Source organism: Hydrogenophaga sp. (genome assembly GCF_014773545.1).
GTDB lineage: Bacteria > Pseudomonadota > Gammaproteobacteria > Burkholderiales > Burkholderiaceae_C > Hydrogenophaga.
Window position 1 is genome coordinate 23,258 of record NZ_SDDV01000001.1, and the last position, 18,653, is coordinate 41,910.

Consider the following 18,653-nt stretch of genomic DNA (forward strand, 5'->3'; position numbering starts at 1 on the left):
CCTCTTGCGTTCTTTGAGAAAGTTACCCGCCATGGCCGAACCCATGTTGATTGCCCAAAATTCCCAAACCACATGCCAGTTGCTGCCCGCGCTGGCCAACCGCCACGGTCTGATTACTGGCGCCACCGGCACCGGAAAAACTGTCACGCTGCAAACTCTGGCCGAGCAGTTCTCCCTGATCGGCGTGCCTGTGTTCATGGCCGACATCAAGGGCGATCTGACCGGCATCAGCCAGCCGGGCCGCTTCAGCGAAAAAATCAGCACGGTGCTGCGCAGCCGCGGCATCACCCCACCGACCCCGCAGTCCTTCCCCACCACGCTGTGGGATGTGTTTGGCGAGCAAGGCCACCCGGTGCGCGCCACCATCTCTGACATGGGGCCGCTGCTGCTGGCGCGCATGCTCAACCTCAACGAAACCCAGTCTGGCGTGCTCAACCTGGTGTTCAAAATAGCCGACGACAACGGCCTGCTGCTGCTGGACTTGAAAGACCTGCGCGCCATGCTGCAGCACGTGGGCACCAATGCCAAGCAGTTCACCACCGAGTACGGCAACGTCAGCGCCGCCAGCATCGGCGCCATCCAGCGCGGCTTGTTGCAGGTGGAAAGCCAGGGCGGCACGCAGTTCTTTGGCGAGCCCATGCTCGACCTGAAGGACTTCATGCAAACCGTCGACGGCAAGGGCGTGATCAACATTCTGGCGGCCGACAAACTGCTCAACGCGCCCCGCCTGTACGCCACTTTCTTGCTCTGGATGCTGTCTGAGCTGTTTGAGCAACTGCCCGAAATCGGCGACCCGGAAAAGCCCAGGCTGGTGTTTTTCTTCGACGAAGCGCACCTGCTGTTCAACGGCGCGCCCAAGGTATTGCTCGAGCGCATCGAGCTGGTGGTGCGGCTGGTGCGCTCCAAGGGCGTGGGCATTTATTTTGTGACGCAAAACCCGCTCGATATTCCCGATAGCGTGCTCGGCCAGTTGGGCAACCGGGTGCAGCACGCGCTGCGCGCTTTCACGCCGCGTGACCAAAAAGCCGTCAAGGCCACAGCGCAGACCTTGCGCCCCAAGAACGGGCTCGACATCGAGGCCGCCATCACCGAGCTGGCGGTGGGCGAAGCGCTGATCAGCCTGCTCGACGCCAAAGGCCGCCCGCGTGAAACCGAGCGCGGCTATGTGCTGCCGCCCAGCAGCCAGCTCGGCCCCATCACGCCCGAGCAGCGCCAGACGCTGCTGCAAACCTCGCTGGTGGCGGGCGTGTACGAGCAGGTGCTGGACCGCGAGAGCGCGTACGAAATGTTTCGCGCTCACGCCGACGCCGCACCGGAAGACTTTGACACGCCAAGCCTCAGCCCTGTGGCCGCGCCGCGCGCGCCCGAGTCAGGCCGAGTGGCCAGCATTCCCGCCAACCACACCCGCTCCAGCCACAGCCGCAACAGCAGCGCGCCCAGCGATCTGGGCGGCACGGTCAGCGACGCCCTGTTTGGCCGCACCGGACCGCGCGGCGGACAACGCGACGGCCTGATGCAAACCATGGCCAAAAGCGCCGTGCGCAGCGTCGCCAGCAGCCTGGGGCGGCAAATTGTGCGCGGGGTGCTCGGCAGTCTGCTGACCCGCAGGCGATGATGCGCCGCGGCGCTGGTCGCCGCCGCAGGTCTTGGGCCGGGTGGCGCTCATGTTTGTTCCCGAAACGCGCCCCATCGGCCGTATCGAGTAGGGCGCCAGAGACAGCGCCCTACTTGCCCATCAACTGGTTGAGTTTGTCGGCCTCGAATTGCTCTTGCCGCGCCGCACCCTGCGGCACGCAGTCAGAGCCCGGGCGCTGCGCCGCCAGCGCTTCTATGGTTTGCCACAGCAGCGCGATCTGGTGCTCCTGGGCGGCGGCGCTGTCGATCAGGCCGCGCATGGCCTGCGACAGGGGGTCGTCCTCCTGTGTCAGGCCGTAAGCACTGAATTTCTCACTCACGTCAGCGCTGACGCCGGTTTTGGAGGGGATGATGCGCGCCGGGATGCCTACCGCCGTGGCACCGGCCGGCACCGGCTTGATGACCACCGCGTTGCTGCCGATCTTGGCGCCGTCGCCCACCAAAAACCCACCCAGCACCTTCGCACCCGCGCTTACCACCACGTCGCGCCCCAGCGTCGGGTGGCGTTTGCTGCCCTTGTAGAGCGATGTGCCCCCCAGCGTGACGCCCTGGTAAATGGTGCAGCCATCGCCTATTTCGGCTGTTTCACCGACCACCACGCCCATGGCGTGGTCGAAAAAAACGCGCTCACCAATTTGGGCGCCGGGGTGAATTTCAATCCCGGTCAGCCAGCGCGCCAGGTAAGAAATGAAGCGGCCCGGCCACTTCAGACCGCGCACCCAGCACGCATGCGCGAGCCGGTGCATCCACAACACGTGCAGGCCGGGGTAGCAAGTCAGCACCTCCCAGCGGTTGCGCGCGGCCGGGTCGCGCTCCAGAATGCACTGAATATCGGAACGAATGCGGGAAAACATGGCGTCAAGTTTAGCGTCTGGCGCGTTCGGCGCATTGCAGCACGGCCTTGGCGACACCGCGCAGAATGTGGATTTCCTCCTCCTGCAAGGCGGCGCGGTTGAACATCTGGTTGAGCCGCGGCATGAGTTTTTTGGGTGCTGCCGGGTCCAGAAAATCAAGCGCTACCAAGGCCTGTTCCAGATGCGCCAACATGCCCGCCAGCGCCGGTGCATCGGCCAGCGCTGCGCCGGCGGGTTTTTGCAACGGGACAAAGCCAGCCAGCGCTTGGCGCCAGTCGTAGGCGATTAGTTGCAGCGCCGCCGCCAAGTTGAGCGAGCCAAAGCCAGGTGCAGTCGGAATGCTCAGCGCCACATGGCAGCGGTAAACGTCTTCGTTGCTCATGCCAAAGCGCTCGCAACCAAACAAAAACGCCACGCCGCCCGGTGGGGCAGCCTGGTCTGGCGCCAGCAGTTGGCTGAAATGCTGCCGTGGCGCGCGTGTGGGCGGGCCAAAGTCGCGCGCCGTCATCACCGTGGCGCACAAATGATCCATGCCTTGCAGCGCCTGCTCGAGGGTGTCGACAATACGGGCCTGGGCCAACACGTCCTGCGCACCGCTGGCGCGCTGAATGGTTTCTTCGCGCCGCAGCACGTTGGGCCAGCGCGGCGCGACCAGCACCAGGTCGTCAAAGCCCATGACTTTCATGGCGCGCGCCACCGCACCGACGTTGCCGGCGTGGCTGGTCTGGAGCAGAACAAAGCGGGTACGCATGCAGTGGCACAAAGTAAAATGGCCGCTATTGTCGCCGCCTCGCATCGCCGGGCGCGCGCATGATCTTTACCACTGTTGCGCCCGACGCGCCAAGGCTGCTCCCGTATGTCGTCTACCCTGCACCCCATGCTCAACGTGGCCATCAAGGCCGCGCGCCTGGCCGGCACCATCATCAACCGAGCCGCGCTCGACGTCGAGTCGGTGCGGGTCTCGGCCAAGCAAACCAACGATTTCGTGACCGAAATCGACCAAGCGGCCGAGGCCGCCATCATAGACACCTTGCTCAGCGCCTACCCGGAGCACGCCATCTGGGCCGAAGAATCAGGCCGGCGCGCGGGCAAGCACGGCGGCGCCGACCACGTCTGGATCATAGACCCGCTGGACGGCACCACCAACTTCATTCACGGTTTTCCGGTCTACTGCGTGAGCATTGCGCTGATGGTCGGCAAGCGGCTCGAGCAGGCGGTGATTTACGACCCCTCGCGCAACGACTTGTTTTGCGCCACGCGCGGGCGCGGCGCCTACCTGAACGACCGGCGCTTGCGCGTGGCCAAGCGCATCGGTCTGCGCGATTGCCTGTTGTCGACCGGATTTCCGTTTCGCCCGGGCGATTCCTTTCAGACCTATTTGCACATGCTGAGTGAAGTGATGCCGCGCTGCGCCGGCGTGCGCCGACCGGGATCGGCCGCGCTCGACCTGGCCTACGTGGCGGCCGGCTTTACCGACGGCTTTTTCGAGCTGGGCCTGTCGCCCTGGGACGTGGCCGCCGGTGCGCTGCTGGTGACCGAGGCCGGCGGGCTGGTGGGAAACTTCACCGGCGATTCCAATTTCCTGGAACAAAAAGAATGCCTGGCGGCCAACCCAAAGATTTACGGCCAGTTGGTCGGCATCACCGCCAAGTACAGCAAATTTGCCAGCGCGGGCGAAAAAGCGGCGCTGCGACAGACCGCTGCGGCGGCCACAGCGCCACCCGACGACAGCGCCGCCCCACTCTGAGCGGCCGCGCGGGGCGCAGCGCCGCTCAAGTCGGTGGCAGCGTCCACCAGAAAGTGGCGCCGGCGCCGGGTGCCGATTGGGCCCAGATGCGCCCGCCGTGGCGCTCGACGATGCGCGCGACGATTGCCAGCCCCATACCGGTGCCCGGCAGATCGGTGCCTGCGTGCAGGCGCTGGAACAGACCAAACAGCTTGTCGGCGCGCGCCATGTTGAAGCCGCAGCCGTTGTCGCGCAGGAAGTAAGCGCCCTGGTCAGCGTCAAAGCCCAGTTGCAGCACCGGTTGCGGCTGCTGGCTGGCGTATTTCAGGGCGTTGTCCAGCAACTGGTGCAGCAGCAGGCGCAACAAACCGGCGTCGGCCCGCGCGGTCGGCATGGCAAGCAGCTCGACGCGCGCGGCCGCCGCGCGCGAACCCAGGGCTTTAATCACCTCCTGCGCCAGCGCGAGCAGATCAACCGGCTCCAGCTTCAGCTCCACGCGCACCACCCGCAGCAGCTCCAGCAGGTCGCTCAGCATCTGACCCATGGTGCGCGAGGTGCGGCCGATGCGCTCGAACATGCCACGCCCCTGCGCACTCAAGCGATCGGCCTCCTGCTCGGCAATCAGGCTGGAAAAACCGTTGATCGAGCGCAGCGGCGTGCGCAGATCGTGCGCAATCGAATACGCGATCTCTTCCACGTCTTGGACGGCGCGCTCGAGTTCGGCGGTGCGCTCGGCCACCCGGCGTTCCAGGCTGGCGTTGAGGCGGCGCACCTGCTGCTGGACCTCGATGTACGGGCTGACGTCGGCGTAGGTGCGCACCATGCCGCCGTCGGGCAACTGCCGGCTCTGGATTTCCAGCGTGCGGCCCCAGCGCGTTGTGCGACAGTATTTCTCGGGCGACAGGCCAGACTGTTGCTGCTCAATGTGTGCACGCGCGTGCGGATCGACCCAGTCCAGATTTTCACCAAAATCGCCCCGTTCGAGCTGAAACCGCACCACGTCCCGATGCCAGGGCCGCGCAGCCAGCATGTCGTTGGGCAAATCCAATAACTCCAGCAAGCGCTGGTTGTACAAAATGACGCGGCCATGCCGGTCGATCTTGCACAAGCCCTGGCTCATGCTGTCGAGCGCAAGCGCGAGGGTGGCGCTTTTTTCGGCCAACAAGGCGCTGGTGGCCGCCAACTGCGTGCGCGTGCGCGCGCGCTCGGCATGGCCGCGCCAGGCCAGCACCAGTTGGCGTACCGCCCCCAGCAGCGGCTGCAAAAAATCAATGTCGCCCTGGCTGTAGCCGCCCGGCTGGTTGGCCAGCCCGACCAGGGCCACCAGACGTTCGCCCACCAGCAGCGGCACGCCCAGAAAGGCGTTCAGCGCCGGGTGCCCGGGCGGCGTGCCGCCGGCGCGTGGATCGTTCGGTGCGTCGTTGGCGATCACCGGCTGCGCCGTCGCCAGCGCCTGACCGAACAGCGATTTCAGGTTGCGAAATTCCAACCCCTGCTTGTGCTGCTCCTGATACTGCTTGCGCGTCGCCTCATTCCAGGCAATGGGTGAGAATGCGTGGGAACGCAAGTAGGGCTGCCCCTGCGGGTCGTACAAGACCTCGCCGACGAACCCGTATTCGCTGCCGGTGACGGACAACAAGGCTTCAAGCAGCGCCTCAAACGCCTGGCGCTTGTCTTCGGCTTCGATGTAGATCGTCTGCGCCTGCTGCACCGCCGCCAGCATGCGCTGCTGGCGCTGCTGGCGCTGCGCTGCCAGCTTCAGCTCGGTGACGTCGGCGATGAAGCCATGCCACAAAATCGAGCCGTCGGCTTCGCGCTGCGACATGGCCTGCACCCGGTGCCAGCGCAAGCCCTTGCGCGGCAGGTGCGTGCGAAAGTCCATCGCCCACGGGGTGAGATTGCGCGCCGAAACCTGTAGCGCAGCAAGCACAGGGCCTTTGTCGTCGGGATGCAAGCGGCTGAGAAAGCAGCGCACATCGCGCCACAACTCGTCGGGTTCGAGCTCAAACACCTCGCGCACCGCCGCGTTGACATAGGTGATGCTGCTGCGTCCGTCTGGGCTTAGACGCGCCTGGTAAATCAGGCCGGGCAGTTGGGCCGCTATGTTTTGCAAGAACTCGAGCTGTTGCGCCAGCGCCTGCCTGGCCTGGACCTCGGCGCTGACGTCTTGCACCACGCCAAACTCGGCTTGCGGGTTGCCGGCCACCGCCGTGCGGCTCATGCGCGTGCGCATCCAGCGCATGCGTCCGTCGGGGTGCACCCAACGGGCCAGCAGTTCGCGGCCGTCGCAGGCCTGGCGCGCCTGCAACCAGGCCGGCAAGTCGTCCGGGTGGATGCCGCTGCGGCTGCACGACCGGTCCATCGTCGCCTGCGATTCAAAACCGGAAATCGCGTATAAACCGGGCGACCAGTGCACCCCTTCTTTGTCGGTGGCAGCGCTCCAGTGGCCGACGCGGGCCAGTTTTTCAATTGCCGCATGCAGCTCGACGCGCTGCTGCAAGTCCAGATTGGTCTGGCGCAGGGCTTGCTCGGTTTGCCATTCCCGCGTCGCTTCGGTGTAAAAAGCCGCTATCCAGGGCTCGGGCTGCTGCTGAATCACCCAGCCGTGCATACGCACCCGGTGTGTCTGGCCATACGTCATTTTCAGGCTGTGGAATTGACTCTCAGACTGATCCTGTGCGATCCATTGGTTCAGCGCAAGGGTTCGATCTTCCTGCGACGCCCAGTGCCCGAGCTCGACCGTTGTGCGACCGATAGCCGCCTCGCGCGTGAGACCGAACAGGCTCAGCCACGCGTCGTTGACGGCGATCAGCTTGCCGTCGCTCAGGCGGCTGACGCAGGCGGGCAGCGGCGCTGACTGAAACAGCACCTCAAACAGCGACGCGGCGACTGGGGCCGGGTCCGAAGGCAACGCGTCTGCCGCATCGGCGTCGGCAAGTGAGATTGAAGCAGGAGAAGGCGAAGGCGAAGGCTGAGAATTGGTGGTCATGCGCGCTTTCCCATTGCTTTTTGTAACATTTTTCATTTTACCCGGGGATCGACAACTGTGCGTGTCGGTGCGTGTCTGACAGCGCCGCCCGTCAGCACGAGCGAAGCGGCCGGCCATGCTGCTACAGTCGCCGCTTGACCCGATCAGCCAGCCACCACCCGCCTTGACCGCCCCAGCCGACGCCCACACGCCCATGATGCAGCAGTACCTGTCGATCAAGGCTGGGTACCCGAACACGCTGGTGTTCTACCGCATGGGCGATTTTTACGAGTTGTTTTACGCCGACGCGGAAAAGGCCGCTCGCCTGCTCAACATCACGTTGACGCAGCGCGGCCAGTCGGCCGGTGCGCCAGTGCCTATGGCCGGCGTGCCCTTTCATTCGGCCGATACCTACCTGGCGCGGCTGCTGCAACTGGGCGAATCGGCGGCGATCTGCGAGCAGATGGGCGAGTCGGGCAGCAGCAAGGGGCCGCTGCCGCGCCAGGTGGTGCGGGTGCTCACGCCCGGCACGCTGACCGACAGCGAACTGCTGTCCGACAAGAGCGAAGCGCTGCTGCTGGCGGTGCACGCCGGCGCGCGCGGCGGCTGCGGCCTGGCCTGGCTCTCGCTCACGCAGGGCACGATATTTTTGGCGCAGTGCGCCCACAAGGAACTGCCCGACTGGGTGGCGCGCATTGCCGCTGGCGAGCTGATTTACAGCGCCGAAGTCACGCCGGCGTTTGAAAAATCCTTGCAGGCACTGGTGGCCTTGCCAGCGCAAGCGGCGGTGCGGCTGGTGACGCTGGCGCGCCCGGCCTGGGCCTTTGACGCCGCACTGGGGCAGCGCAAGCTGCAAGAGCAGTTGCAAGTCGCCGGCCTGGCGGCCTGGGAGGCGCAAGACCTGCACGACGCGCACGCCGCTGCGGCCGGCCTGCTCGACTACGCCGAACACACGCAGGGCCGGGCGCTGACACACGTCAGGAGTCTGCAAGTCTGGCGCAGCGACACGCTGCTCGACCTGCCCGCGAGCACGCGACGCAACCTGGAGCTGACCCACACGCTGCGCGGCGAGACCAGTCCGACCCTGTTTTCTCTGCTCGACGTTTGCTGCACCGGCATGGGCAGCCGCGCGCTGCGGCGCTGGCTGCTCGAGCCGGCACGCGAACGCGCGCTGGCGCGCGCCCGACACGAGGCCGTTGCCAGTCTGCGCAGCGGCATGTGGCAGCCGCTGCGCGAGCTGCTCAAAGGGGTCAACGACGCCGAGCGCATCTGCGCGCGCACGGCGCTGCGCCAGGTGCGCCCGCGCGAGCTGGTCGGGCTGGGCCAGACGCTCGAGCGCGCGCACGCACTGGCGCAAGCGCTGCAGCAGCAGACCGCGCAAGCCCCTGCAGCGGCTTTGCTGGCCGAGCTGGCGACCCAATTGCAGCCGCCAGCGGGCTGCGCCGACCTGCTGCGCGCAGCGCTGCGGCCGCAGCCAGCCGCTTTGCTGCGCGACGGCGGCGTGATCAACGACGGCCTGGACGCCGAACTCGACGAGTTGCGCGCGATCCAGCACAACTGTGACGGTTTTTTGATCGAGCTGGAAGCGCGCGAGCGCGCGCGCAGCGGCATTGCCAACCTGCGGGTGCAGTTCAACCAGGTGCATGGTTTTTACATCGAGGTCTCGCAGGCCCAGGCCAGCCGCGTGCCCGCCGACTACCGGCGCCGCCAGACGCTGAAAAATGCCGAGCGCTTCATCACGCCCGAACTCAAGGCGTTCGAGGACAAGGCGCTGTCGGCGCAGGAGCGTGCGCTGGCGCGCGAGAAATGGCTCTACGAGCAACTGCTCGACCAGTTGCAGACTTACGTGGAACCCCTGGGCCGCCTGGCGCGCGCCCTGGCCGCGCTCGACGCGCTGTGTGCGCTGTGCGAGCGCTCGCACACACTCAACTGGTGTCAGCCGCAGTTCGTTCCCGAGCCCTGCATCGAAATCCGCACCGGCCGCCACCCGGTGGTGCAGGCACGTTTGAACGAAACCGGCGCAACCGACTTCAGCGCCAACGACACCGTGCTCGGCCCCAGGCAGCGCATGCAAATCATCACCGGCCCCAATATGGGCGGCAAGTCCACCTATATGCGGCAGGTGGCGGTGATCGTGCTGCTGGCCAGCATGGGCAGCTTCGTGCCGGCGCAGTCTTGCCGGCTGGGGCCGATAGACGCCATTCACACCCGCATCGGCGCGGCCGACGACCTGGCCAACGCGCAATCGACCTTCATGGTCGAGATGACCGAGGCGGCGCAGATTCTCAACGCGGCCACGCCGCAAAGTCTGGTGCTGATGGACGAGATTGGCCGCGGCACCTCCACCTTGGACGGGCTGGCGCTGGCGGCCGGCATAGCGACGCACTTGCACGACAAGTCGCGCGCCTTCACCCTGTTTGCCACCCACTACTTCGAGCTGACTGAATTTCCAGCCAGCCACCATGCGGCGCAAAACGTACACGTCAGCGCGGTCGAAGGCGGCGGGCGCAACGGCATCGTGTTTCTGCACCAGATTGAACCCGGCCCAGCCAGCCGCAGCTACGGCATACAAGTCGCGCGCCTGGCCGGCATACCGGCAGCCGTGGTACAGCAGGCACGCCACGCGCTGGCCGCGCTGCAGGCGCAGCGCGAGCACGAGCGCGATCAGGTCGACCTGTTTGCCGCCGCACCGGCCAGCGCCGCACCCGGCATTCACCCGCTGCAAGCCGCGCTGCAGGCGATCGACCCCGACACCCTGAACCCGCGCCAGGCGCTGGAGCAGCTCTACCTTCTCAAACAATTGTCCAACTTGTCATGACTTACTGCGTCGCCATCAAACTCAATGCCGGTCTGGTGTTCCTGTCCGATTCGCGCACCAACGCCGGGCTAGACCAGATCAGCACTTTTCGCAAGATGATCGTTTACGAGCAGCCGGGCGAGCGCTTCATGTGCCTGCTATCAGCCGGCAACCTGAGCAATTCGCAGTCGGTGCGTGAAATTTTGCAGGTCGAGCAACTAAAAGACCAGGAAGGCGGCGAGCCGATCACGATCTGGAACGCCAGCAGCATGTTCGATGCTGCGCGGGTGCTCGGCTCGGCGGTGCGCCACGTGTACCAGCGCGACGGCGAATCGCTGCGCCGCGCCGGCCTCGATTTCAATGTGTCGCTGATTTTCGGCGGCCAGATTCGGGGCGAGGGCATGCGCTTGTTTCAGGTTTATTCGGCCGGCAACTTCATTGAAGCCACGGCCGAGACGCCGTACTTCCAGATCGGGGAATCCAAGTACGGCAAGCCGGTGCTCGACCGCGTCATCCAGCCCGAGACGCCGCTGGACGAGGCGGCCAAGTGCGCGCTGGTGTCCATGGACTCGACGCTCAAGTCGAATTTGTCGGTCGGCCTGCCGCTGGACCTCGTGGTCTACGAGGCCGACCACTTGCAAACCGACAAAATCACCTGCATCGACGAAGACAACCCTTATTTGCGCATGTTGCGCCGCCGCTGGGGCGAAAAACTGCGCGAAGTGTTCGACAGCATCGAGCACCCGAGCTGGGATGGCAGCCCGACCGAGGTGCCTCTGCTGTGCGCCGGCATGCGTCACTTGCCGCTGAAGAAAATCCGCAACGCCAGAGAAAAGCTGATCTAGTGCTGCAGCCCCCGGCGCCGTCTTGAGTTCCGTTCGCCCTGAGCTTGGCGAAGAGTTTGCGCCATAAGTGGTTGACGCATATCGCAAGCGGGCTTCGACAGAGCCTGTCCTGAGCTTGGCCTGTCCTGAGCCTGTCGAAGGGTCGAAGGGCTCAGCCCGAACGGCGGTTTCTTGGCTTTATAGAGGTGCCCTGTTGGTGCTGCACCAGGCCAGCTCAGTGGGGTCAGCGCACCCAATCGACCCAACCCAGGCTGGCCGTCAACAGTATCAGGCCGCCAAAGGCAATGCGGTACCAGGCAAAGGGGACGAAAGTGTGCTGGCTGACGTAGCCCAGCAACCAGCGCGCCGTGGCCCAGGCCGCCAGCCACGACACCAGGGTGCCAACGGCGAACAAAGGCAAATCGGCGACGCTGAGCAGGTCGTGGCTGTTGAATAAATCGAGTGTCGCCGCGCCCAGAATCATCGGAATGGCAAGGAAAAAGCTGAACTCGGTTGCGGCCTTGCGATTGAATCCCAGCAGCATGGCGCCGATAATGGTAGCGCCCGAGCGGCTCACCCCCGGCACCAGCGCCGTGCATTGAATCAGGCCGACCTTGAGCGCATCACTCCAGTGCACGCAGTCGATGTCGGTCACGCGCATGCTGGCAGCGCGCTTTTGCAGGTGTTCGGCCCACAGCATCACCAAGCCACCGCCAATGAAACCCAGCGCCACCACCAGCGGTTGAAACAACACACCCTTGATGAAATCGAAGAACAGCACGCCGGCCAGCGCCGCCGGCACAAAGGCCAGCACCACATTGAAGGCAAAGCGCTGCGCCACGCGCTCGCTGGGCAGACCGACCAGGGTGCTCCAGAGTTTTTCGGCGTAGAGGGACATGATGGCCAGGATCGCACCGACCTGGATCACCACTTCAAACAGCTTGACCGTCTCACCGTGCCAGCCCAGCAAATCGGCGGTGAGAATCAGGTGCCCGGTGGACGAGATCGGCAAGAACTCGGTCACGCCCTGCACCACGCCCATGATGGCGGCTTTGATTAATAAAGGTATGTCCATACGAAGTGACGCCGCCGGGAGCCGCGTTTGCGAACGAATGCAGGTCTGCGGCTGTTCTGAAGAAGCTGCGCATCATATTCGATCAGGATGAACTTCCCGGTTCAAGCCAGCATCTGCGCCAGTGTCAGCAGCGCCAGCAGCAGCATCCACAACACCACGGCGCGCCAGACCAAGGCGAGCACGCCGCCCAGGTGCGCCAGTTGTGGCTCGGCGCGGCGCATGCCATCGACATCCTCACCCCTTTGAGCGGCGGCGTCGCGGGTGCTCAGCCCGACATTGAGCGCGCCCGAGCTGGCCGCCAGCACCACGCCATCGCCGTCGGCAGCGTAGCGGTCGGTGTCACCGCGGCAACTCGCCGCCGCTTCCTCGAAATTGCCGACCACGGCAAACGCAAGTGCGGTCAGGCGCGCGGGCAACCAGTCGACCCAGACCCAGGCGCGCGCCGCCGCGTGTTGCAAGGCGGCGCTGGGCGTGCCGTCTGGCCGCGCGCGCCAGTTGTGCGCCAGGAATTGGGCCTGACAATAAAACAGCGCGCCAGCCGGCCCCAGGCCCAGCATCCAGAACAGCACGAAGGCCACCAGAACGCCAAACACCTGCCGGTGCGCCGTCAGCACCGCGTGGGCAATCACCCTGCGCAGCAAGCTGGCAGGTGCAAGGCTGCTCGGCTCGACCCGCAACCAGCGGGAAAACCGCTGCCGGGCGCTGTCTTCGTCGCCCGCCTCCAGCGCCTGCCGAACATCGCTCAATTGGTGGCTGAATTGTCGCAATCCGAGGGTGACGTACAGCACCGCCACCAGCCAGCCCAGGGCCAGCAGCGCGCTGAAATACGCCAAACCCCAGTAGAGCAGGGCCGCCAGCAGCGCCGGGGTGACCGCTGCCAAGGCCCAGATCAGCCAGCCGTAGGAGGTCTGCCCGGCGTCTAGGCTGCGCCGCAGCCAGCGCGCCCAGGCACGCAAAGCGCGCTGTACCGGGTTGTCCGCAGACAAGGGTCGCGCCTGTTCCAACAGCAAGGCAATGAGAATGGCAAAGAAACTCATGGCGGCATCATAGCGACACGCCGGCCAGCGCCCTCAGGCTCCAGCGACTTGCAGCGGCCTGCAGCGACACGCTCTCAGGCGCAGATCAGATGATAAAAATTGCGCAACATGCCCGCAGTGGCACCCCAGATGAAGCGTTCGCGCGGGCCGTCTTGGTAGGGCATGGAATACCACTCGCGTTGTATGCCACCCAGCTCGAGCGCATGGCGGTGGTGGTGCGCCGGCTGCATCAGAAACACCAGCGGCACTTCGAACACCTCAGTCACCTCGTTCGGATTCAGACACAAGTCAAAGTCTGGTTGCACCAGCCCAACCACCGGCGTGACGATGTAGGCGCTGCCGGTGGTGTAGCGCGGCAGCGTGCCCAGCACCTCGACCTGCTGCGGCATCAACCCGATTTCTTCCTGCGTCTCACGCAGCGCTGCGGCGGTGGCGTCGGCGTCGCCAGGGTCTATTTTGCCGCCCGGCAAGGCAATTTGGCCCGAATGGGTGGACAAATGGCCGGCGCGCTGTGTCAGCAGCAGCATGAGTTGCTCGCGCATCACCAGCGGCAGCAACACGGCCGCCTGGGTGCTGGAGCGTTCGCTGATGTTGCGCTCTTGCAGCAGCTCGGGTTGCCAGCGCGGTGGGTCGGCAAACAAGCGGCGCAAACCCGCCGCAGTCAGACGCTGTGGATCGGCCTGGGCCTGCGCTTGCTGTGCCAAGCGTGGCAGCGCAGGCACCAGACGGGGATCAAACGGGGTGGCTGGCACGGTCAGGACAGCGTTCGGGCCGGCGCCACCAGGGTGTCCAGGCGCAATATCTCCCGAATCTCCAGCAGGTCGCAGCGCATCTGACGCAACAGGTCTTCCGGCAGCTCGAAGTCGGCGCCAGCCGGCGCCCCCCTGTGTGTCTGCGAGGCGTCTGGATTCGAGCGCTGCGTCTGGTCGAGTTCGATTTCTTGCAACTGGTTGCGCGCACCCTGGACGGTGAAGCCCTGCTCGTACAACAATTCACGGATGCGGCGAATCATCAGCACCTCGTGGTGCTGATAGTAGCGCCGGTTGCCGCGGCGCTTCATCGGTCGCAACTGGGTGAACTCCTGCTCCCAGTACCTCAGCACATGCGGTTTGACGCCACACAGTTCGCCGACTTCACCGATGGTGAAATAGCGTTTGGCAGGAATCGGCGGCAGTGGTTTTTCCATGAACATCCAGACAGAGCAGCGCACACCCTTGAATCTACTTCAAGCCAGGTGCGCGGTGCAAAGGGAAAGCGAAAATTCCAGGCGCCGTGTTGCAAACCGGCTGCCGACTTGACGGCAGCGAAAAACCCAGGCCATTTTGGCGCATGCGGGCTGCACACGGGTGCCTCTCAGTCACCCAGCGCGGCGTTTTGCACCTGTTCCTTGAGCTTGGGGCTGGCGTGAAAGGTGACCACGCGGCGCGCCTTGATGGCCACCGTCTGGCCGGTGCGTGGGTTGCGTCCTGGTCGCGCAGCCTTGGTGCGAATCTGAAAATTGCCAAAACCCGAGATTTTTACGTCGGCGCCGTTGACCAGGCGCTCAGCGATCAGCACAAAGAAAGCGTCCACCATATCCTTGGACTCTCGCTTGTTCAAGCCGATCTGATCGAACAGCAGTTCGGCCAGTTGCGCCTTGGTCAGGGCCGGGGTTGCCAGACTTTCGACGGCGAGTTGCATGCAATGAACCTCTGAGATGAATGTTGTCGTCAGGCGCGCAGACGCGCCTGCACGCGCTTGACCAGTGATTCGAGCACGGCCTTGACGGCAGCGTCGATCTCCTCCTCGGTCAGTGTAGCGTCGTCACGCCGCAGCAGCAGCCGCACCGCCAGGCTTTTTTCGTCACTGGCCAAGGCTTCGCCAGCGCTACCTGCTTTGGGTCGATACACGTCAAACAATACCAGGTCGCGCAGCCAGGGGTTGCAGGCGGCACCGATGGCGGCTTGCACGGCCGCAAAATCGACCGATTCCTTGACCACCAACGCCAGATCACGCGCTGCGCTCTGGTGGCGGCTGATCGTTTGGTGCTGCGCGATGGTGCGCTCCTGCACCGCATCGAGCGCCAGCTCGAACAGCACCGGCGCCTGCGCCAGCTCGTAGCTCTGGCGCCACCGGGGGTGCAGTTCGCCGACATGGCCGATGCAGCGCTGATCCAGCCAGACGCTGGCGCAGCGACCGGGGTGCATGGCCGGGTGCTCGGCGGCGCGGAATTCGGCCGCCCGTGGCGCCAGCAAGGCCTGCACGTCGCCTTTGACGTCGTAAAAATCCACCGGACGGGTCGGCAAGCCCCACTGCAACGCGTTCGTGCCACCTTGGCACAGGCCGGCCACGCGCATGGGCTGATCGACACCGGCGAGCGTGCGCTCGCTGTCGGCTACGGTCTGGTCTTTGCGAAACACCCGCCCGACTTCAAACAGGCGCACGCGCTCGGCCCGGTGGTCCAGGTTGAACTTGAGCACCGCCAGCAGGCTGCCCAGCAAGGACGAGCGCAGCACGCTCAACTGGCTGGAGATCGGGTTGAGCAAGCGAATCGGGTTTGGGTTGCCCGCGAGTTCGTGCTCCCAGCGCTCTTGCACGAAGCTGAAGTTGATGGTTTCCTGATAACCCAACTGGGCCAATGCGCGCCGCACGGCAAACGGGCTGCGGCGCGTCTCGCTGTCGATACGCGCGCAAATCGGCGCGTGCGGCGGCGTGTGCGGCAGATTTTGATAGCCGATCACGCGCGCCACCTCCTCGATCAGATCTTCCTCCAGATGCAGGTCAAAGCGATACGGCGGCGGTGTGACCGTCAGGCTGCCCTCGCTTTCGCAGGGCTCTAAACCCAGGCGTTGCAAGGCGGCTGCGCACTGCGGCTGCGTCAATGGTATGCCGAGCACCTTGGCCGCCCGCGCCACGCGCAGCGTGACCGGCTGCGCCAGCGGTAAGCGGATGATTTGGTCGTCCAGCGTGGCCGCCTGTCCGCCACATATCTGCAACACCAGTTGGGTGATGCGCTCGACGTGTTGCCGCGTGGTCGAGGGATCGACGCCGCGCTCGAAACGATGGCCGGCGTCGGTGGAGAAGTGGTAGCGGCGCGAGCGTCCGGCAATGGCCTGGGGCCACCAGAACGCCGCTTCGATGAAGATGTGGCGCGTTTCCTCGCTGACCGCGCAGGCCGCGCCACCCATGATGCCGGCCAGCGACTCGACCGCCCGTTCATCGGCGATCACGCCCACTTGTTCGTCCAGCGCGATGGTGTTGCCGTTGAGCAGCGTGAGCGTCTCGCCGCTGCGGCCCCAGCGCACCTGCAAGCCGCCGCTGATCTTGTCGAGGTCGAAAATGTGCGACGGCCGACCGAGCTCGAACATCACGTAATTGGAGATGTCGACCAGCGGCGAGACGCTGCGTTGGCCGCAGCGCGCCAGCCGCTCGACCATCCAGGCCGGGGTCTGCACGCGGGTATTGACGCCGCGCACAATGCGGCCGCTGAAGCGTCCGCACAGGTCGGGCGCGTCCACGCGCACCGGCAAGCATTCGGACAGGCTGACCGCTGCGGGGCTGAATTCAGGTTCTTGCAGCGGCGCACCGGTGAGTGCGGCAAGCTCGCGCGCAATGCCGTAGACGCTCAGACAATGCGCCAGGTTGGTGGTCAGCTTGAGGGTGAACAACTGGTCGTCGAGTGCCAGTTGCGCGCGCAGGTCGCGCCCGGGCGGTGCGTCTGGCGCCAGTTCGAGCAGGCCGCCGTTCTCGTCGGACAAGCCGAGCTCTTTGGCCGAACACAACATGCCCTGGCTTTGCACCCCGCGCAACTGGCCCAGCCCGATCTGCAGCGCAGGTCCGCCGGCCAGCGGTGGCAGTTGCGCCCCGACGGTGGCGCAAGGCACCAAAATTCCGGCGCGCGCATTGGGCGCGCCACACACGATGGACAAAGGCTGCGCGGCGCCGACGTCGACTTGACAGACGCGCAATCGGTCGGCGTTGGGATGTGGCAGCAGCGACAGAATGCGGCCCACCAGCACGCCGGAAAAAGGCGGCGCAACCGGCGTCAGCGCCTCGACTTCGAGGCCGGCCATGGTCAGCGTATCTGCCAGTTGCTGAGTGCTCAGCGGCGGGTTGCAAAAAGTGCGCAACCAGGATTCAGGAAATTGCATCTTGTGGTCTCAACAAATCTCGACACGCCGCAGCGCCGCCGTCGTTTTCTGGGTGTGTCAGTTGAACTGCGCCAAAAAGCGGATGTCACCGTCAAAAAACAGGCGCAGGTCGTTGACACCGTAGCGCAGCATGGTCAGTCGATCCGGCCCCATGCCAAAGGCAAAGCCGATGTAGCGCTCGGGGTCCAGCCCCATGTTGCGCACCACGTTCGGATGCACCTGGCCGGAACCTGCCACTTCCAGCCAGCGCCCGGCCAGCGGCCCGCTCTGAAACTGGATGTCGACTTCGGCGCTGGGCTCGGTGAAGGGGAAAAAGCTGGGACGAAAACGCAGCGCCAGATCGTCGGATTCGAAGAAAAGACGACAAAAATCGGTGAAAACGTATTTCAGGTCTTTGAAGCTGACGTTTTCCCCGATCCACAGGCCTTCGCACTGATGAAACATGGGCGAATGGGTGGCGTCGCTGTCGACGCGGTAGGTGCGACCCGGCGCGATGACGCGAATCTCGGGCATGCCGGCGCCGGCATCGATGGCCGCCCGGTGCCGCTTGACGTGCGCGAGCGCGTAGCGAAGCTGCATCGGGCTGGTGTGGGTGCGCAACAGGTAAGGCGCTTGTTCGCTGCCGCCTTCGACGTAGAAGGTGTCGTGCATCGAGCGCGCCGGGTGGTCGGCGGGCGTGTTGAGCGCGGTGAAATTGAACCAGTCGGATTCGATCTCTGGGCCTTCGGCAAGCTCGAAACCCATTGAGCCGAAAATCGCCTCGATGCGCTCGAGCGTCAGACTCACCGGGTGCAAGCCACCGCTGCCACGCTGTCGCCCCGGCAAGCTCAGGTCCAGCGCCTCGGCCTTGAGCTGGGCTTGCAACTCGGCCTGGGCCAGCGCGCGGCGCCGCTCGTTGAGAGCCGCTTCGATCGCCTGTTTGGCCAGGTTGATCGCCGCGCCACGGCTTTTCTTTTCTGGCACCGAAAGTGCCGCCAGACCCTTCATCAGTTCGGTGATGCTGCCGGCCTTGCCCAGATACTGGGCCTTGGCGTTCTCGAGTTCAGCCGGGGTGATGGCTTGCGCGAAGCCGCTGCGGGCGCTCTGTACCAGTGCATCCAACTCGTTCATGTGCGTGTTTGTGTGCGTGCTTGTGCGTTGCGAAACAAAAAAGGGGTTGAGAGCCGCGAGGAAAACCCCTCAAGCTTCAACCCCTTTGAGCGACTGGAGGTGCTACCCCCCGTCATGGATCAAGCGGCCAGCCGGGCTTTGACCTGTTCGACGATGCTGCCAAAGGCGGCCGGGTCATTCACCGCCAGATCGGCCAGCACCTTGCGGTCGATCTCGATCTGTGCTTTTTTCAGGCCGTTGGCGAACTGGCTGTAGCTCAGGCCACAGGCGCGTGCACCGGCGTTGATGCGCGCGATCCAGAGTTGGCGGAACACGCGCTTTTTGGTGCGACGATCCCGGTAGGCGTATTGCCCGGCCTTCATTACCGCCTGTTTGGCGATCCGGAAGACGTTGCCGCGGCGACCACGGAAACCCTTGGCAAGGGCGAGAACTTTTTTGTGACGGGCGCGTGCCGTTACACCACGTTTGACGCGAGGCATGTGTTGCTCCTGGTTCGT

15 protein-coding genes are annotated in these 18,653 nt (G+C 64.9%); 4 read left to right on the plus strand and 11 right to left on the minus strand.

Going from position 1 to position 18,653, the window contains the following annotated elements:
* Positions 1-31 precede the first annotated feature (31 nt).
* On the plus strand, positions 32-1,615 hold the full coding sequence (locus EST26_RS00100) for a helicase HerA-like domain-containing protein (protein WP_291064403.1): 1,584 nt from the start codon (positions 32-34) through the stop codon (positions 1,613-1,615).
* A gap of 109 nt (positions 1,616-1,724) precedes the next feature.
* On the opposite strand, the gene cysE is transcribed toward EST26_RS00100, so the two are convergent.
* Together cysE and EST26_RS00110 are read right to left on the minus strand one after the other, a co-directional pair.
* Positions 1,725-2,489 (minus strand): serine O-acetyltransferase, encoded by a 765-nt coding sequence (gene cysE / locus EST26_RS00105; protein WP_291064404.1) that lies wholly within the window; start codon positions 2,487-2,489, stop codon positions 1,725-1,727.
* A 10-nt stretch (positions 2,490-2,499) separates the two neighbouring features.
* Positions 2,500-3,240, minus strand: a complete 741-nt coding sequence (locus tag EST26_RS00110) for an RNA methyltransferase (RefSeq protein ID WP_291064405.1) — start codon at positions 3,238-3,240, stop codon at positions 2,500-2,502.
* Between the two features lie 105 nt (positions 3,241-3,345).
* Here EST26_RS00110 and EST26_RS00115 point away from each other — a divergent pair, with 105 nt between their 5' ends.
* Complete coding sequence (locus EST26_RS00115; protein ID WP_291064406.1) at positions 3,346-4,236, plus strand: inositol monophosphatase family protein; 891 nt, start codon at positions 3,346-3,348, stop codon at positions 4,234-4,236.
* Between the two features lie 25 nt (positions 4,237-4,261).
* Here the strand turns inward: EST26_RS00115 and EST26_RS00120 are convergent, their stop codons facing one another.
* The gene (locus EST26_RS00120) at positions 4,262-7,204 is read right to left on the minus strand and encodes a PAS-domain containing protein (protein ID WP_291064407.1); all 2,943 of its coding nucleotides are present in this window, start codon (positions 7,202-7,204) and stop codon (positions 4,262-4,264) included.
* A 193-nt stretch (positions 7,205-7,397) separates the two neighbouring features.
* Between EST26_RS00120 and mutS the strand changes: the two genes are divergently transcribed.
* Positions 7,398-10,001 (plus strand): DNA mismatch repair protein MutS, encoded by a 2,604-nt coding sequence (mutS, locus tag EST26_RS00125; protein WP_291064810.1) that lies wholly within the window; start codon positions 7,398-7,400, stop codon positions 9,999-10,001.
* On the plus strand, positions 9,998-10,825 hold the full coding sequence (locus tag EST26_RS00130) for a proteasome-type protease (RefSeq protein ID WP_291064408.1): 828 nt from the start codon (positions 9,998-10,000) through the stop codon (positions 10,823-10,825). Before mutS ends, EST26_RS00130 begins: the two co-directional genes overlap by 4 nt.
* Before the next feature lie 223 nt (positions 10,826-11,048).
* Here EST26_RS00130 and EST26_RS00135 read toward each other — a convergent pair whose 3' ends face one another.
* From EST26_RS00135 to rplT, 8 genes are all read right to left on the minus strand, one after another.
* Positions 11,049-11,879, minus strand: a complete 831-nt coding sequence (locus EST26_RS00135; protein ID WP_291064409.1) for an undecaprenyl-diphosphate phosphatase — start codon at positions 11,877-11,879, stop codon at positions 11,049-11,051.
* A 101-nt stretch (positions 11,880-11,980) separates the two neighbouring features.
* A complete protein-coding gene (locus tag EST26_RS00140; RefSeq protein ID WP_291064410.1) occupies positions 11,981-12,916 on the minus strand; it encodes a cobalamin biosynthesis protein in 936 nt (311 codons plus the stop codon).
* 74 nt (positions 12,917-12,990) lie between these two features.
* Entirely contained in the window at positions 12,991-13,668 is a 678-nt protein-coding gene (locus tag EST26_RS00145; protein WP_291064411.1) for a CoA pyrophosphatase, read from the minus strand.
* A gap of 2 nt (positions 13,669-13,670) precedes the next feature.
* Positions 13,671-14,102: a MerR family transcriptional regulator gene (locus tag EST26_RS00150; protein ID WP_291064412.1), complete on the minus strand. Its 432-nt coding sequence runs from the start codon at positions 14,100-14,102 to the stop codon at positions 13,671-13,673.
* Between the two features lie 167 nt (positions 14,103-14,269).
* Positions 14,270-14,596 carry an integration host factor subunit alpha gene (locus EST26_RS00155; protein WP_291064413.1) on the minus strand — a complete coding sequence of 109 codons (327 nt, stop codon included), beginning with the start codon at positions 14,594-14,596 and terminating at the stop codon, positions 14,270-14,272.
* A gap of 29 nt (positions 14,597-14,625) precedes the next feature.
* Positions 14,626-17,046, minus strand: coding sequence for a phenylalanine--tRNA ligase subunit beta (pheT, locus tag EST26_RS00160; RefSeq protein WP_291064414.1), 2,421 nt, complete (start codon positions 17,044-17,046; stop codon positions 14,626-14,628).
* A 57-nt stretch (positions 17,047-17,103) separates the two neighbouring features.
* Positions 17,104-18,156, minus strand: coding sequence for a phenylalanine--tRNA ligase subunit alpha (gene pheS / locus EST26_RS00165; RefSeq protein WP_291064415.1), 1,053 nt, complete (start codon positions 18,154-18,156; stop codon positions 17,104-17,106).
* A 119-nt stretch (positions 18,157-18,275) separates the two neighbouring features.
* Positions 18,276-18,635: a 50S ribosomal protein L20 gene (rplT, locus tag EST26_RS00170; RefSeq protein WP_291064416.1), complete on the minus strand. Its 360-nt coding sequence runs from the start codon at positions 18,633-18,635 to the stop codon at positions 18,276-18,278.
* Between the last annotated feature and the right edge of the window lie 18 nt (positions 18,636-18,653).

Coding starts and splice junctions, on each gene's coding strand:
- EST26_RS00100 (WP_291064403.1), top strand. CDS start 32: ATGGCCGAACCCATGTTGATTGCCCAAAATTCCCAAACCACATGCCAG.
- cysE (WP_291064404.1), bottom strand. CDS start 2,489: ATGTTTTCCCGCATTCGTTCCGATATTCAGTGCATTCTGGAGCGCGAC.
- EST26_RS00110 (WP_291064405.1), bottom strand. CDS start 3,240: ATGCGTACCCGCTTTGTTCTGCTCCAGACCAGCCACGCCGGCAACGTC.
- EST26_RS00115 (WP_291064406.1), top strand. CDS start 3,346: ATGTCGTCTACCCTGCACCCCATGCTCAACGTGGCCATCAAGGCCGCG.
- EST26_RS00120 (WP_291064407.1), bottom strand. CDS start 7,204: ATGACCACCAATTCTCAGCCTTCGCCTTCGCCTTCTCCTGCTTCAATC.
- mutS (WP_291064810.1), top strand. CDS start 7,398: ATGATGCAGCAGTACCTGTCGATCAAGGCTGGGTACCCGAACACGCTG.
- EST26_RS00130 (WP_291064408.1), top strand. CDS start 9,998: ATGACTTACTGCGTCGCCATCAAACTCAATGCCGGTCTGGTGTTCCTG.
- EST26_RS00135 (WP_291064409.1), bottom strand. CDS start 11,879: ATGGACATACCTTTATTAATCAAAGCCGCCATCATGGGCGTGGTGCAG.
- EST26_RS00140 (WP_291064410.1), bottom strand. CDS start 12,916: ATGAGTTTCTTTGCCATTCTCATTGCCTTGCTGTTGGAACAGGCGCGA.
- EST26_RS00150 (WP_291064412.1), bottom strand. CDS start 14,102: ATGGAAAAACCACTGCCGCCGATTCCTGCCAAACGCTATTTCACCATC.
- EST26_RS00155 (WP_291064413.1), bottom strand. CDS start 14,596: ATGCAACTCGCCGTCGAAAGTCTGGCAACCCCGGCCCTGACCAAGGCG.
- pheT (WP_291064414.1), bottom strand. CDS start 17,046: ATGCAATTTCCTGAATCCTGGTTGCGCACTTTTTGCAACCCGCCGCTG.
- pheS (WP_291064415.1), bottom strand. CDS start 18,156: ATGAACGAGTTGGATGCACTGGTACAGAGCGCCCGCAGCGGCTTCGCG.
- rplT (WP_291064416.1), bottom strand. CDS start 18,635: ATGCCTCGCGTCAAACGTGGTGTAACGGCACGCGCCCGTCACAAAAAA.